General features: G+C 66.2%; 18 protein-coding genes. 14 read left to right on the top strand and 4 right to left on the bottom strand.

From position 1 onward, the window contains the following. Nucleotides 1-75: 75 nt before the first annotated feature. Nucleotides 76-384 (bottom strand): hypothetical protein, encoded by a 309-nt coding sequence (locus tag SAVERM_RS21120; protein ID WP_010985527.1) that lies wholly within the window; start codon nucleotides 382-384, stop codon nucleotides 76-78. Between the two features lie 758 nt (nucleotides 385-1,142). Here SAVERM_RS21120 and SAVERM_RS21115 point away from each other — a divergent pair. The 10 genes from SAVERM_RS21115 to SAVERM_RS21070 all read left to right on the top strand — a co-directional run bounded on the left by SAVERM_RS21115 (nucleotide 1,143) and on the right by SAVERM_RS21070 (nucleotide 7,556). Next, complete coding sequence (locus SAVERM_RS21115) at nucleotides 1,143-1,475, top strand: hypothetical protein (RefSeq protein WP_010985526.1); 333 nt, start codon at nucleotides 1,143-1,145, stop codon at nucleotides 1,473-1,475. A gap of 53 nt (nucleotides 1,476-1,528) precedes the next feature. Further along, nucleotides 1,529-1,843 (top strand): pore-forming ESAT-6 family protein, encoded by a 315-nt coding sequence (locus SAVERM_RS21110; RefSeq protein WP_010986835.1) that lies wholly within the window; start codon nucleotides 1,529-1,531, stop codon nucleotides 1,841-1,843. Between the two features lie 82 nt (nucleotides 1,844-1,925). Beyond that, complete coding sequence (locus SAVERM_RS21105) at nucleotides 1,926-2,276, top strand: DUF6507 family protein (protein WP_244905199.1); 351 nt, start codon at nucleotides 1,926-1,928, stop codon at nucleotides 2,274-2,276. Continuing rightward, on the top strand, nucleotides 2,273-4,597 hold the full coding sequence (locus SAVERM_RS21100) for a hypothetical protein (RefSeq protein WP_010985523.1): 2,325 nt from the start codon (nucleotides 2,273-2,275) through the stop codon (nucleotides 4,595-4,597). Before SAVERM_RS21105 ends, SAVERM_RS21100 begins: the two co-directional genes overlap by 4 nt. A 3-nt stretch (nucleotides 4,598-4,600) precedes the next feature. Then, nucleotides 4,601-4,831 (top strand): hypothetical protein, encoded by a 231-nt coding sequence (locus SAVERM_RS21095; protein ID WP_037650762.1) that lies wholly within the window; start codon nucleotides 4,601-4,603, stop codon nucleotides 4,829-4,831. Between the two features lie 3 nt (nucleotides 4,832-4,834). Then, nucleotides 4,835-5,746 carry a hypothetical protein gene (locus SAVERM_RS43355; protein ID WP_010985522.1) on the top strand — a complete coding sequence of 304 codons (912 nt, stop codon included), beginning with the start codon at nucleotides 4,835-4,837 and terminating at the stop codon, nucleotides 5,744-5,746. Beyond that, a complete protein-coding gene (locus tag SAVERM_RS21085; RefSeq protein ID WP_010985521.1) occupies nucleotides 5,747-6,364 on the top strand; it encodes a pentapeptide repeat-containing protein in 618 nt (205 codons plus the stop codon). 29 nt (nucleotides 6,365-6,393) lie between these two features. Continuing rightward, a complete protein-coding gene (locus tag SAVERM_RS21080; RefSeq protein WP_010985520.1) occupies nucleotides 6,394-6,873 on the top strand; it encodes an SUKH-3 domain-containing protein in 480 nt (159 codons plus the stop codon). Nucleotides 6,874-6,879: 6 nt separating this feature from the next. Then, complete coding sequence (locus SAVERM_RS21075; RefSeq protein WP_037650763.1) at nucleotides 6,880-7,155, top strand: hypothetical protein; 276 nt, start codon at nucleotides 6,880-6,882, stop codon at nucleotides 7,153-7,155. Between the two features lie 26 nt (nucleotides 7,156-7,181). After that, nucleotides 7,182-7,556: a toxin-antitoxin system YwqK family antitoxin gene (locus tag SAVERM_RS21070; protein WP_010985519.1), complete on the top strand. Its 375-nt coding sequence runs from the start codon at nucleotides 7,182-7,184 to the stop codon at nucleotides 7,554-7,556. 21 nt (nucleotides 7,557-7,577) lie between these two features. Here SAVERM_RS21070 and SAVERM_RS21065 read toward each other — a convergent pair whose 3' ends face one another. From SAVERM_RS21065 to SAVERM_RS21055, 3 genes are read right to left on the bottom strand one after another with little or no spacing between them, the layout of a single operon-like run. Beyond that, a complete protein-coding gene (locus SAVERM_RS21065) occupies nucleotides 7,578-7,823 on the bottom strand; it encodes a DUF397 domain-containing protein (RefSeq protein ID WP_010985518.1) in 246 nt (81 codons plus the stop codon). Beyond that, nucleotides 7,816-8,016 (bottom strand): DUF397 domain-containing protein, encoded by a 201-nt coding sequence (locus SAVERM_RS21060; protein WP_171033171.1) that lies wholly within the window; start codon nucleotides 8,014-8,016, stop codon nucleotides 7,816-7,818. The genes SAVERM_RS21065 and SAVERM_RS21060 overlap by 8 nt, the downstream gene beginning before the upstream one ends. 11 nt (nucleotides 8,017-8,027) lie before the next feature. Further along, nucleotides 8,028-8,900, bottom strand: coding sequence for a helix-turn-helix domain-containing protein (locus SAVERM_RS21055; RefSeq protein WP_010985516.1), 873 nt, complete (start codon nucleotides 8,898-8,900; stop codon nucleotides 8,028-8,030). 185 nt (nucleotides 8,901-9,085) lie between these two features. Here SAVERM_RS21055 and SAVERM_RS21050 point away from each other — a divergent pair, with 185 nt between their 5' ends. The 4 genes from SAVERM_RS21050 to SAVERM_RS21035 all read left to right on the top strand — a co-directional run bounded on the left by SAVERM_RS21050 (nucleotide 9,086) and on the right by SAVERM_RS21035 (nucleotide 13,240). Continuing rightward, a complete protein-coding gene (locus SAVERM_RS21050) occupies nucleotides 9,086-9,517 on the top strand; it encodes an ATP-binding protein (RefSeq protein ID WP_010985515.1) in 432 nt (143 codons plus the stop codon). Nucleotides 9,518-9,598: 81 nt separating this feature from the next. Further along, on the top strand, nucleotides 9,599-10,354 hold the full coding sequence (locus SAVERM_RS21045; protein ID WP_037650766.1) for a trypsin-like serine peptidase: 756 nt from the start codon (nucleotides 9,599-9,601) through the stop codon (nucleotides 10,352-10,354). A gap of 22 nt (nucleotides 10,355-10,376) precedes the next feature. After that, on the top strand, nucleotides 10,377-12,101 hold the full coding sequence (locus tag SAVERM_RS21040) for a serine/threonine protein kinase (RefSeq protein ID WP_010985513.1): 1,725 nt from the start codon (nucleotides 10,377-10,379) through the stop codon (nucleotides 12,099-12,101). 131 nt (nucleotides 12,102-12,232) lie between these two features. Next, nucleotides 12,233-13,240, top strand: coding sequence for a C40 family peptidase (locus SAVERM_RS21035; protein WP_010985512.1), 1,008 nt, complete (start codon nucleotides 12,233-12,235; stop codon nucleotides 13,238-13,240). The last annotated feature ends 187 nt before the right edge of the window (nucleotides 13,241-13,427 follow it).

The following is a 13,427-nucleotide window of genomic DNA, read 5'->3' as shown; positions in this document are numbered from 1 at the left end:
CAGCCGGTGGGCGCGACGGACGGATGGGTCGGAGGGGAACCGGGCGCGCGGCGGCGTGGCGGTCCGGGGCCGGGCCTAGACGGCCATGCCGTACACGATGGTGAACAGCGTGCCCAGGGAACCGATGATGAAGACTCCGGTGAGTCCCGCGATGATCAGGCCCTTGCCCTGTTCCGCGCTGAACGTGTCGCGCAGGGCCGTCGCGCCGATGCGCTGCTTGGCGGCGCCCCAGATCGCGATGCCGAGGCAGAGGAGGATGGCCACCGCCATCACGACCTCGATCATCACCTTGGCCTCGTTGCCCAGGCTGCCGAAGGGACCCCAGTCCGGGGCGATCCCGCCGATGATTGTGGTGATGTCGCCCTTATCGGCTGCAAGGAACATGTAAGTCACCGCCCCTAGTGGGTAGTTCTGCGCCCTCTGCCACGGTGCGCAGAGGTCGGGCCCATTCTCGCCGACAATGACGCTGTCGTATGTCGACTTGGCGTCATTGATTGGCGGGTTTCTTGTGTATCCCTTGCTTTCGGCCTGTGCCGGCCCCTGGCGGGGAGCGCGGGACGGTATGCGCGGGGTCGTATGGTCACTCTGTGTATCACGGCAGGTCACGCCGGGCAATGAGGTCGAAGCGGAACCTGTCGTGTGGTTCCGTCGTTATGCCCTTCTACGCCGAGCCGGCCGTTCCCGCCGCCGACGCGATCCGAGAAGAATCCGACCCGTTCCGTCCGGGTGTCACCCGTCTGTGCGGAAGGTTATCCCCTTACTCCAGGGCATGGCGCAACGGGCCGCGGCTGGTTGCCGCGGCCCGTCGGTGTGCCGCCGGACGTCCCCGCGTGCGTCTTGGCTGGTTCCCGTTTGCCCGGAGCCGGCACTTGGAGGTCGTGACTCGCTCCAGGTGCCCGAGCCGGTCGGGCCGTCGTAGGTCACCCGGACGGTGCTGTCGCCGTACGTGTCGGTCTGTCAGGTCTCAGGCGGGCCGCCTGGTTCGGTTTCCGTCCGCGTGCGGTCCTGGCAGACGCGTTGCGACAGTTTCCTCTGTTCGCTGTGGCAAGCCTGTTACGGCCGACGGTTGCGTGTGCAGTGCACGGTGATGAACGATGAACCGTGGTATTTGACGGACAGTCGAGCAGTCAGGGGGAGTCCGGATGAAGTTCGACATGGGGTCGCAGGTTCTGTCGACGTTGATCAGTAACTCGCGTGGGTCGAGTGATGATCTGGGGACGTTGATTCGTCAGTTGGTGCAGGCCGCGCAGCCGTTGGAGGGGAAGTTCAACGGTGCGGGCCGGGTGGCGTTCGATTCGTTCAAGGGGCGGTCGGACGAGATCACGGCGAGCTTGAACTCGGCGCTCTCGGGGATTCTGGGCGGTCAGTCGGGGATGGAGTCGGCGTTCGGTTCGGGTGATCAGGAGCAGGGCGAGAACGCGCGGACGAACGAGAAGGCGGCGAACTTCGACGGGGCGCGTTTCTCCGGGCGTTGAGCTTGGGTGGGCCGGGCTGTGGTTGATCTTCTTTTGACGGGGAGTGGTGTGTGATGGCTGGTGCGGGTTCGGATCGTCGGTCGTACGACACGGGTGCGTCGGCGGATGCGCAGGGCAATATCCAGGCGGTGATCGGCCGGTTGGAGGAGGTCATCGCGGCGCGGGACCGGCAGGTGAAGGCGGCGATGTCGGATTTCGCGGCTGATGGTGTGGCGGATGAGTACCACGGCAAGGAACTGCGGTGGAATCGCGCGTCGACCGAGGTGAAGAGCATTATCCAGCTGTTGAAGACGACGCTGGAGAAGAACGACGGGACGGCGCAGTCGACGATCTCGAAGGCGAAGGCGGCGGTCGACAACATCGGCTGATCCGGCGGTAGTTGTCGGGGATTTACGTTTCACGGGGGTTGTGGTGTCGGGCTGGGATCTGAAGCCGCAGGGTATTCAGGGTGTGCTGAAGACGACGGGTGAGACGGCGTCGCACATCGAGACGCATGCGAAGTCGTACGGGGAGCATCTGACGTCGGCGGCGACGAACGCCGGCACCATTTCCGCCGAGGGCGGCGGGGGCGGGGAGAAGGCGGCCGGGGGTCTGGTGGCGCTTGCTCTGTCCCAGTACGCGGAACACGCGGCCACCGACCTGAAGTTCATTGCCGCGCGGGCGGGCAAGTCGTTGCAGGGTGCGGTGGATGCGACGACGGCGTATCTGAACGGGGATCAGGAGATGGCCGCGGAGGCGCAGCGCAAGGCGTTGTCGGCGCCGGATCTTGATCCGATGAAGCCGGGGGTGCAGACGTCGTGATCAAGCCGGAGGCGATTCCGCAGTACACGGGGGATCTGGCGCTGCTGGAGAGCGCGTACGGCGATCTGAAGACGGACGCGTCGCACATCCGTTCCACCGGTAAGGACGTGCACTCCCAGTTCCAGGGGCTTGCGGCGTACTACACGGCGCCGGAGGCGGAGCAGTTGTTCGCGTCGACGAAGCCGGTGGCGGACCGGGCGGACGGGTTCGCGGATGACCTGGAGAAGGTGTCCGGTGCCCTGTCGTCGTATGGCACCGAGATCCGCCCCCTCGTCGACAAGCTCAAGCAGCTGAAGATCGACGCGACCAATTTCGTCAGCTCGGTCAAGGACGACGACGACTGGGAGTACGACGAGGACAAGATCGACAAGCACAACAAGATCCGGGATGACGTGACGGCGACCGTCGCGGCGTTCTGGGCTGCGGAGCGCACCTGTCACAACGCGATCACCAAGCTGTTCGGTGGGACGCAGATGGTGGCCGGTGACGGTTCGGACCGTAAGGACCAGTACGGGTTCAACGCGGACGACCTGAAGAACGCGAAGCTTCCCTGGGGTGACCCGATGGAGGAGAAGCATCACGTCTGGGAGGTCGGGCACTGGGTCAAGTCGTTCGTGTGGGACGGCCTGATCGTGGACGGCGTCTGGGGCACGATCAAGGGTCTGGGCACGCTGGTCGGGTTCGGCGGCTGGGACGCGATGGGGCAGGCCTGGAAGGGCCTCGCGCAGCTCGCGACCGGTCTGGCGATCTCCTCGATTCCGGGTGCGAGCGCGTTGTTCTGGACGTTGCCGGACGACAAGCTGCCCTCCTGGCTGCGGGATTCGCGCACCGCGATGAAGGAGACCGGCAAGGCGCTGGTGGCGTGGGACGAGTGGGGCAAGAACCCCGGGCGTGCTGCCGGTGCGGTCACCTTCAATGTGCTGACCACCGTCTTTACCGGCGGTGCGGGTGGTGCCGCGGCTGGTGCCGGGAAGGCGGGCGCGGTCGCGAAGGTGCTGTCCGTGGCGGGCAAGGCGGGCAAGTTCATCGACCCGATGACGTACATCACCAAGGGCGCGGGCGCGGGTCTGTCGAAGATCGGTGACATCGCGAAGGGCCTGAAGGGGATCGGCAACATCGAGATCCCCAAGCTCCCCGACAACGCGATCACTCTCCCGGAGGGCGCACTCAAACTCCCCGACGGGTCGGTGCATATCCCGGAGGGCGCGGCGATTCCGGAGGGCGCGGTCAAGCTGCCCGACGGCAACTTCAAACTCCCCGACGACACACCGGCGTTCCCCGAGGGCACGACGAAACTGCCCACCGAGCCGGGTGCCCCGGCCCAGTACCTGGACCCGAACGGCAACATCCTCGACCACCAGGGCAACGTGGTCGACAACGTCGACAACGCGCCCACCGACGTGGTCGACAAGCCGGCCACCGGCGGCCACCCGGCCGCCGGGTCGGACGTCCCGCACGTGGAGTCCCCAGTCAAGGAACCGGCCCTGGTCGGCGCGGGCTCGCACAGCGGGCACGACCTCCCGTCCGGCACACCTCATTCGGGCCACGACCTCCCGGCCGGCGGCGGCCACACGCCGGACGCACCGCACGGCACGGGCCACGACACCCCGGCCGGCCACGCGGACGACGCGTCCCATGGCGGCGGTCACGACGGGCCCGGGCACGACGGGCCAGGTCACGACGGGCCAGGTCACGACGGGGCCGGGCACACCGACGACATGGCCGGTCACGGCGACGACGCCGCCCACACGGGCGATCACGACGGCACCCACGCCGAGACGCCGAGCAGCGACTCGTCAGCGCCGGGCCACCCCCATGGTGGCGAGGCTGTACCCGGTCAAACGGGCGGTGCCGTTCGTCCGCCGGACAACGGCAGCGTTCGAAGCTATATGAAGACCGAGGAATGGGCGGGAGAGGCATACGACGCCATTCGTGACGCGGATGACGTCGATGCCATGGCTTCGCATCTGCAGGACGCCCCACGAATCGATGGGGGAACGGGATTCACCAGTGAAGAAATCGAGGCCATCAAGCATCACGTCTTCACTGAGGAGCACCCTCTGGAGTCGGTGGACGGCGACATAGTTCACGCTCGGTATGACGCCAACCCTGATATGGCCGAGGCCTGGATCAGGTTGAGGTCGGGCACGCACACGGAGTCTGACCTGCTCCTGCTGGAGCACGAGCTTGCGGAGCATCGGTACTATCAGGCTCACCCAGGCTCTACGTACGCCGAAGCGCATGCCGCTGCCACGAAAATCGCGGACTGGGCAAGTCACATGGAGCCGCCCCGGCGCGAGAACTACACGTGGGAGAACTGATCGATGGCCCTTTACGCACGCATCGAAAAGATTCAGGAAGACGATGAGCAGGTCCGCTACAGGTATACGGACATCAGCGGCAATGAGCGAACCATGCTGTTGAGCAAAGTGACCGAGACGACCTCTGCCGAAGATGGTGTGGAAGACATGCTTTACCGGGCAGTGGCGAGAAAGGTTGCCGTTGCGTGGGCCCGGGATGGTGCTGCGCCTGAGAAGCTTCTGGTGCAGTCGTAGCAGGTGAGTTACTTGTGCGAAGGCTGGACTCCGGGCAAGTTCCCGGAGGGCAGGACCGCGTCCCAGCGTCTGCGCGAGTGGATCGACGCCGGTGAGGGCGGTCTGGATGCTGTAGACCTGCTCACTGAAGTGAGTGCCGAGCTGTCACGTGCGGTCCTGGAGCGCCTGCGCGCGGTCGACTGGCACGGCGACTGGGACGTGGCCAACAGCCACACCCGTTCTCGTGCTCTGCTGATGCGGGAGTACATGCGTCGGGCGGCGCTGTGGGCACGGGCGTACGGGGCCGAGGCCGAGTGGCCTTTCTTCGACGTCACGGAGTTCCTCGATCCCACGTTCCAGCTGGACCCGGAAGTCGCGTCCGAGCTGGAGGAGTATCTCGCGCACAACGTCGGCACCCCGTCGACGGCAAGGACGTGCCGAGGCGCCGTGCGCTGGGCGGCGCTGCGAGCCGTGCGAGGGGATGATTTTCCTGCACTTCCGGATCCGTACGAGCCTTTGCTCCTTATGTACGGGCGAGGTGGTGGTTACTCGATCGAGGAGTTCATCGACTTGTACGGGGTGATGATCCCGTACGGGAATTTCGATTCCAGCCTCAACGCCGAGCCGTTCCTCTCGCTGGCCCCGAGCACACTCGACGCCCTCGACGCCTGGGCAGAGGGACGCATCACGTACTACGCGAAGATCAGTGAGGGCTATCCCCGTAGCAGCCCGCGCGGCATTCTGCGCCGGCGCCTGGTCGGCAGGGAGGCCGAGACACACGACGAGGCGTTCACCCGCAATCTTCGCTGGGAGCCGACGGAGTACCTGCGTCTTTACGAGTTGGGTCACAACGACGTCGATCACGTGCAGATCTCCGAACGGGAGGCGGCCGCGTTCATCGAGGCGGTGACCAAGAAACTGACGGGTGTGCGTTAGTTGTGTAAAGACTGGACTCCGGGCAAGTTCCCGGAGGGCAGGACCGCGTCCCAGCGTCTGCGCGAGTGGATCGACGCCGGTGCGGGCGGTCTCGATGCTGTAGGTCTCGACCTCACCGGCGCGGATCTTTCCTATGGTGACTTCTCCGAATCGTGGTTCACCGACGCGAAGTTGGTGAACGCGAGACTTGTGGAGGCGGAGTTGTACCGCTCGGATGCGCAGGGCGCCGACTTCAGTGGAGCTGATCTGACGGGGTGCTCGTTGGTTCGGGTGAACCTCGACGACGCGGTCTTGCGGGATGCCACGCTTGACCTGGCCAACCTTGTGAAGGCTTCCCTCTGCGATGTCGACGCGTCGGGCGCAAGCTGCCGCGGAACACAATTCAGGGGCGCGTCACTGTTGGGCGTGAATCTCCGTTCCGCGGATCTCAGTAATGCCATGTTCCAGGAGAATTCGTTTCAGGTGACGCTGGATCAGAACACCAAGATCGACGGCGCGTCCGGATCGGTCTTCGGACCGGCGGCGATTGTTGAGGGGGACGTCTCCCGAGAGCTGTCCGGTGCCGCACTTGGAGGCTGGATCAAAGCCAAGGGTGGAGACATTCGCGTACTTTCTTGATGCAGGCAAGAGTGGAGAACGGAACAGGTATGGCTTCGGGGCAGCCGACACAGGAAGTGCTTGGCTGGCTCACTGAGCGTGGTTGGTTTCCTGGGCGTGACATCGGTGAGCAGGCTGAAGAGCTGGTCAGGGTGCGTCTACAGGACTCGGAGCGCCAAGGTGTGCCTCTCACGCCGGTTTCGGCTGCAGTCCGTTTCATCCACACCTACGGAATGCTTCGTTTGGATCATCCGAAGGCCTCAGGATGTGCGTGGGTCATGAAGCCGACCATCGGCTATGACGGAGACGCAGGGAATATCAAGGAGCTTGGCGCCGGCCTTGGGGTGGAGCTGTTTCCTGTGGGATACGAAGCTTCGGAGTTTGGGATCCTCTTGGTGGATGGAAGAGGGCGCTTGTTCCATCTGCACCACACGGGGGGCTACTACTTGGGAGCCGACGCATTTGATGCGTTTTCTCGGTTCGTCGAAGGGCTTCCGGATCTCGACGCGGAGGATTTCTATGTCCAGTGAATTCTCGTGACGTGGAGTGAAGCCGAGTACCTCCAGTGTCTGGAGGGGGAGCGGCGCGGCTACGCGTGGGTGATGCGGTGGTACGGGCAGCTGACGGTGACGGAGGCTTGGGAGGCGGCCGTGGCGCACTACCCGTACGAGCCAGGTGATGCGCCGTACCGGGGGCTCGTCTTCCACGACGAGGCGTGGCACTGGGCGATGTTGGCCATTCACGGGTATCGGTACCCGGTGGAGCGACCCGAGCTGGTTGAGCCGTCAGCCGAGTATCTGGCCCTTGAATGAGCGGTGGCGGCCGGTAGCTTGACGAGATGAAGCGGATCGACATCGACGACCCTGAGGTCGACATGGATCTGAGCCTGCGGCTGCTGTACCGAGGTGAGCTGTTCACCGGCGAGGTCGAGGAATACCTGGGAGGCGTTCGCGTCAGTCTGGCTTCCTACGCGGACGGGTTTCCGCACGGGCCCAGCCGCTCCTGGCACAAGAACGGCACGCGGCAGTCCGAGGGAACACTCCGCACGGGAAGCCCTGCCGGAGTGTGGAGGACGTGGCACGCCAACGGGACACTCGCGGTGCGGATGGTCATGAGTGACGACGGGGCGCGTCAGCTGGCACGGTGCGAGTGGGACGAGGACGGAAAGCTGACGAAAGAGTGGCATGCCGACGGGCACGCCGACGGGGGGTGACCGTGCTTTCGTCGGCGGACGTCAGCTCTCGTCCGCCGCCGCGCTCTCCACGCCCTCCACGAAGTGGTCGAACTCGCCTGCCTGTACGCCCAGTACGAACGCGTCCCACTTGCGCTGGGTCGTGGTGACCACGTTTTCCGGGTCGCTTGTCTCGCGGATGTAGACCAGGTCGTTGTCGCCGAAGGCGAGTTCGATCCAGGGGCCCGGGCCCGTCGCGTCGTCCGGGGCGGCGCGGACCCAGGTGAGGTTCGAGGGCACTTCAGCCACGGTGCGTTTCCTTCTTGAGGGTGTGGAGGAGGGTGCGGAATGCGGTGGGGGTGGTGGTGAGGATCGCTCCGGTGGAGTCGCCGGTTTCCGTGAGGTGGAGGGTTTCGGTGGACGGGTCGGCGGCTATGTGGACGCAGGAGTTGCCTTCGGGGCAGTACGACGACTTCTGCCAGGTCAGCTTGGTGGTGGGCATCGTAGGTTCCCTCACAGGGCCTTGAGGATGGTGTGGATGAACTTCTGCGAGTCCTCGGGGGAGAGGGCCGCGGATTCCATGCGGTCGAGCAGCCCTCGGTACTTGCGCAGCTGGGCCCCCGCGTCGAGGAACACCGGGCCGTGCGACTGGTCGAGGTTCACGGTGTCGAGCTGCGGCACGGGTCCCTCGGCGTAGTAGATCGACTGGCCGGAGCCGGGGAGGACGCCGGTGTCGAACGGGATGACCTGGACCGAGATGTGCTCCCGCTCGTTCATGGCTGTCAGGTACTTCAGCTGATCGCGAGTGACGTCCGAGCCACCGAACCTCATGCGCAGGGCGGCCTCGTGGACGATGATCTGGTGCGGTGTCGGGGGATCACGGAAGAGGATCGCCTGCCGCTTGATCCTGAACGAGACCCGGTGCTCGACGTCCGGCTGCGGCAGCTCCGGCACGGCCTGGCGGAAGATCTCGCGGGCGTACTCCGTGGTCTGGAACAGACCCGGGATGTGCACGGTCACCGCGGTGCGCAGTCGCGTGGCGTGGTGTTCGAGTTCCGCGAGGTCGAGGAGGCCGACGGGCAGGATTTCGCGGTACTCCTCCCACCAGCCGCGTGTGCGGTCGCCGGTCATCGCCGCGATCGCCTCGACCAGGGCCTTGTCCGAGCACTCGTAGTGGCAGGCCAGCGTGCGTACCCGATCGGCGCTCACGCCTACGCGTCCGGCCTCCATGTTGCTGACCTGCGTCTGCTTGATGCCCAGGAGTTGACCGGCGTCGGTGGCGCTCAGGCCCGCCTGCTCGCGGAGTTTGCGCAGCTCCGCGCCGAAGCGGAGTTGGCGTCCTGTCGGGTTGCTCCTCACGCCGTCTTCCGCCTCCCTGCCGTGCATCGTCACCCACATGGGTGGAAGTGAATGAGATTCCCGAGAACTGGTGAATGTGTTTACCAGACGTCGCTACCTTAGTGCTCGGCGCCGCCGCCCAGAAGTACCCCGCTCGACGGAGCGGCCGCGGTCACTGGGCACCGTCACGACAACGTCACCGTCCAACTCCCCTCCGTGATCGGAGACTTCCGATGGCAACCGTATCCCCGTCCTGGGCCTACACCCTTCAACTCCCGCACGATCCACGCGCACCGGGTATCGCCCGCGCCACCCTCCGTACCGTCCTCGCCGCGCACGGTCTCGCCGAACTCACGCCCACCGCCGAGCTGTTGGCTTCGGAGCTGCTCACCAACGCGCATCTGCACACCAAGGGGCCGTACGCCCTGCGGATTCGTTCGACCGAGCCGGACCGGCTGCGTGTCGCCGTGTGGGACACCGATCCGAGAGTTCCGCCCGGGTTCGGGCAGGAGGGCGCCTCCGTCGTCGTACCCGATCAGGAAGCCGAAAACGGGCGCGGTCTTCAGCTCGTGCGGGCCTGCGCGGATTCGTGGGGCGTGTCCGTGCTGCGGGAGCTGGGCGTCTCGAAGGGCGGAAAGCTGTTGTGGGCCGAATGTGTGGGGTGAGCCGCGGCAGGGGTGGCTCGTGGGGATGTTTTCGGGCGCTCGCAACGCCTTTCTCACCTCGGTGGGACACAGTGGCGCGTGATGAAGCGCATCGCACGCCCCCCTGGCGCCCGCCGGCTCGCGCTGTTCGGCGCGGTGGTGCTGTTGGCGCTCACGACCTCCTCCGTGGCCGCCGCGGACCGCGGGCCCGGGCCGTTCGGGGTGACCGTGCAGGCGGAGCCGAGTCCGCAGATGGTCCGTGTGGGTGCGCTTTTCGGCGGGGACGGCGACCTCCTCGGCAACCACTTCTGTACGGCCTCCGTGGTGCGCAGCACGGCGCATGACCTGATCGTCACCGCCGCACACTGTGTGGACGGGGGCGGGAAGACGTGGTTCGTGCCCGGGTACCGGGACGGGCAGGCGCCGTACGGGGTCTGGCAGGTCACGAAGACGTACGTCGGTGACGCCTGGAGCGGGGGCCAGGACGAGGACAGCGATGTCGCCTTCGCCGTTGTGGAGGACCTCGGTGGGCTGGAGGTCGAGGATCTGGTGGGTGGGAACGCGTTCGTCACGGGGCAGGCCACCGGGGCCACCGCCGTCACCGTCACCGGCTATCCCAAGTCCCTCGACGTGCCGATCACCTGTACGAACAAGCCGACCGTTCACAGCCGTACGCAGCAGCGGATCGAGTGTCCCGCCTTTCCCGGCGGTACGAGTGGCAGTCCCTGGGTGAACGGGGACGGTGCGGTCGTCGGAGTCATCGGCGGGTACGAGGAGGGTGGGTCCACCGACGACGTCTCCTACAGCGTTGTGCTGGGGGACGAAGCCGCCGCGTTGTACCGGGCGGCGGCTAACTGACCAGTGTGACAAAGTCGGTTCGGTGGAAGGACTGAGAGATCGGGATCCCGCGCGGATAGGCGCGTACACGTTGCTCGCCCGGCTCGGGGCGGGGGGAATGGGGCAGGTCTACCTGGGGCGTTCGCCCGGTGGGCGGCTCGTGGCGATCAAGGTGATCCGGGACGAGATCACCGACCATCCGGAGGCGCTGGCGCGGTTCCGGCGCGAGGTGGAGACGGCGGGGGCGGTACGCAGCGCGTACACGGCGAACCTGATCGACGCTTCGCTGGACGCGGCTCCTTACTGGCTGGCTACGGAGTATGTGTCGGGGCCGACGCTCGGCGGGGCGGTCACTGAGCGGGGACCATTTCCGCCGGACAGCGCGCGGCGACTGTTCGCGGCCCTGGCCGAAGCGCTGGCGAGCGTGCACGGATACGGCGTGACACACCGGGACCTGAAGCCGCAGAACGTGATCCTTTCGGGGCAGGGACCCCTGCTGATCGACTTCGGTATCGCCCGGAACACGACGGACACGGCGCTCACCCAGACCGGTCTGGCCCCGGGCACGCCGGGCTTCACCGCGCCCGAGGTGCTGACGCACAACCAAGTGACCTCGGCAGCCGATGTGTTCGCGCTCGGCGCGACGATCGCGAACGCCGCGACCGGACGGCCCCCCTTCGGATCGGGCCCGGCACATGCTGTCTCCTACCGGGCCGTGCACGAGGACATCGACGTGGACGGGGTCGACCCGGAACTGGCCGCGCTGATCCAGGCTTGCGTCGCGAAGGACCCGGTGGAACGGCCGGGGCTCGAGACCGTCATCGCGCGGTGTGCGGTGACTTCCGCGCTCACCGAGGACCCCTTCTACCGTCCCTTGGCGGGTACGGGCGACACCGCGCCGCCCGATCTGCCGGCGGCTGTCGCCGCCGGTCTGGTCCCCGTGGGACACGGCATGGCGACACCCCCCGCCCATCGGCCCACGGTCGGGCCGGGTTATGTGCCGACACTCGCCCCGGTCACCCCGCCTCCGGCGGCGGCGCGTGGGTGGCGTAGGCCGCTGGTAGCCGGGATCGTGGGCGCGGTGGTGTTGGCCGCAGCCTCGATCGTCGCCTGGCAGGTGCTGCCCGACGACCGCGGGTCCGCGAAGGGAGGCGGTGGCGCGTCCGGCTCGCCGTCGTCCTCGAGCAGCGCCGGCGCCGCGTCGCAGAAGGTTCCGGCGTACATCGAGAACGACCGGATCTCCCGCGACAACTGGACACTCTCCGACAACCCGGACGACGCTGCCAACGGCATCGGCAAGTGTGCACAGATCGGTGCGGTCAGTGCGCCCGAGGAGCTCCAGTACAGCGCGCGGGACGCGGACGATCCGCAGCTCGCGTATGTCAAGGAGAAGGCGAAGATCTCCTTCCGGTTCAAGTACGCGGAGCTGAAGAACAAGAAGCCCGAGCCGTACTACGTCTCCGTCGGCGTGAAGCCGCCCCATGACATCGACTCCGAGACGGGCAAACCGTACGAGGTGATGGCGGCGAACAAGACCATCGGCTACAGCAGCAAGCCGGTGGACATCTACAAGCACTGGAAATCCGGCGGGACCATCGAGCTCACCTATCCGGACGACTTCCAGCAGCACTGGAAGGGCGAGACCTTGGACGCGATCCCTGTCACCCATGACCCGGGCGACTGGACGGCTGTCTTCTATCACGTCAAGGGAAGTCCGACGGACTACGAGAGCTTCGGTTGCACGGGATTCCGTGGCGGACAGGGATGAAGGCGGTGAAGCGTACGGCACCGGCGACTGGGATGTGAGCGAGCGGGGAAGTGTCACCTGCGCGAGAGCGTCGTGGCGCGCGGGCACAGCTCCTACACTGACGGGGCGGACTCCTGGGCGGTGAGGGGCGGTTGACGGTGCGTAAGGCGTGGGTCGTGGCGTTTGCTGCCGTCGGGGCCGGGCTCAGCTTTGTGATGCTGCTCGTCGTGGGCGTCTACGTGGTTGCGGGGAATCTCGCCAACGGGGTGGGCAAAGGGTCCGTCGGACTCGCCAAGGGTGCCGTGCCGGCCGCGTACCAGTCGCTCGTTCAGAAGTGGGGCAATCTGTGCAGCGCCATCAATCCTGCGCTGCTCGCCGCTCAGCTTTATCAGGAGAGCGGGTTCAACCCGAACGCGAAGAGCCCGGCGAAGGCCGAGGGGATAGCTCAGTTCATCCCCGGAACCTGGGCCACGCACGGCGTCGACGGGGACGGTGACGGAGACCGCGACGTCTGGGATCCGAATGACGCGATTCCATCGGCCGCGTCGTACGACTGCAAGCTCGCCTCGTACGTGAAGGACGCGCCGGGGAACCAGACCGAGAACATGCTCGCCGCCTACAACGCGGGGGCCTACGCGGTCGTCAAGTACGGAGGTGTGCCGCCGTACAAGGAGACCCAGAACTATGTGAAGACCATCACGAGTCTCGAGAAGAGCTTCGCCGCTCCCGTCACCCGGGTCGACCCCTCCAAGCAAGCCGCCGCGGCCATCTACTACGCGCAGAAGAAGCTCGGCACGCCCTATCTGTGGGGTGGGAACGGGACCGCTGACCAGGGTGGGCGGTTCGACTGTTCGGGGCTCACCAAGGCCGCGTACGAGAGCGTGGGCGTGACGCTGCCGCGGGTCGCCAACGATCAGTACAACGCCGGGCCGCACCCCAAGCGGGATGAACTGCTGCCGGGGGACCTCGTCTTCTTCTCGGACGACCTCACCGATTCGCGGGCCATCCGACACGTGGGGATTTATGTGGGTGGCGGATACATGATCGATGCGCCGCGAACGGGTGCCGTCATCCGTTTCGACCCCATCGACACTCCCGACTATTTCGGGGCGACGCGGGTCACCGAAGATGGCGCGAAAGCATTGCCGACCACCGTCTGAACCCACCCCCTGAGCTGCGGCGATGAGTCTCTCTTCGATAACGTCTCCGTGATCATTCAGTGGAGGGTGGAACGTAGTGGAGGGGACTGTGCGTTCCTTGTACACGGAGCGTTCTGACTACCACGGGGGTGGGACGAACGGCGTACGAAAGGGTGCGCCGGCAGGAACATGACGACGAAGGGGCCGC

Origin of the sequence: Streptomyces avermitilis MA-4680 = NBRC 14893, assembly GCF_000009765.2 — a bacterium.
Classification (GTDB): Bacteria; Actinomycetota; Actinomycetes; order Streptomycetales; family Streptomycetaceae; genus Streptomyces; species Streptomyces avermitilis.
This window is presented reverse-complemented; position numbering and strand designations above follow the sequence as displayed.

What these genes read in the sequence shown, in the direction of transcription:
- SAVERM_RS21070 (WP_010985519.1), top strand. Translation starts at nt 7,182, where the DNA reads ATGAAGCGGATCGACATCGACGACCCTGAGGTCGACATGGATCTGAGC.
- SAVERM_RS21095 (WP_037650762.1), top strand. Translation starts at nt 4,601, where the DNA reads ATGGCCCTTTACGCACGCATCGAAAAGATTCAGGAAGACGATGAGCAG.
- SAVERM_RS21060 (WP_171033171.1), bottom strand. Translation starts at nt 8,016, where the DNA reads ATGCCCACCACCAAGCTGACCTGGCAGAAGTCGTCGTACTGCCCCGAA.
- SAVERM_RS21050 (WP_010985515.1), top strand. Translation starts at nt 9,086, where the DNA reads ATGGCAACCGTATCCCCGTCCTGGGCCTACACCCTTCAACTCCCGCAC.
- SAVERM_RS21115 (WP_010985526.1), top strand. Translation starts at nt 1,143, where the DNA reads ATGAAGTTCGACATGGGGTCGCAGGTTCTGTCGACGTTGATCAGTAAC.
- SAVERM_RS21045 (WP_037650766.1), top strand. Translation starts at nt 9,599, where the DNA reads ATGAAGCGCATCGCACGCCCCCCTGGCGCCCGCCGGCTCGCGCTGTTC.
- SAVERM_RS21080 (WP_010985520.1), top strand. Translation starts at nt 6,394, where the DNA reads ATGGCTTCGGGGCAGCCGACACAGGAAGTGCTTGGCTGGCTCACTGAG.
- SAVERM_RS21110 (WP_010986835.1), top strand. Translation starts at nt 1,529, where the DNA reads ATGGCTGGTGCGGGTTCGGATCGTCGGTCGTACGACACGGGTGCGTCG.
- SAVERM_RS21120 (WP_010985527.1), bottom strand. Translation starts at nt 384, where the DNA reads ATGTTCCTTGCAGCCGATAAGGGCGACATCACCACAATCATCGGCGGG.
- SAVERM_RS21055 (WP_010985516.1), bottom strand. Translation starts at nt 8,900, where the DNA reads ATGCACGGCAGGGAGGCGGAAGACGGCGTGAGGAGCAACCCGACAGGA.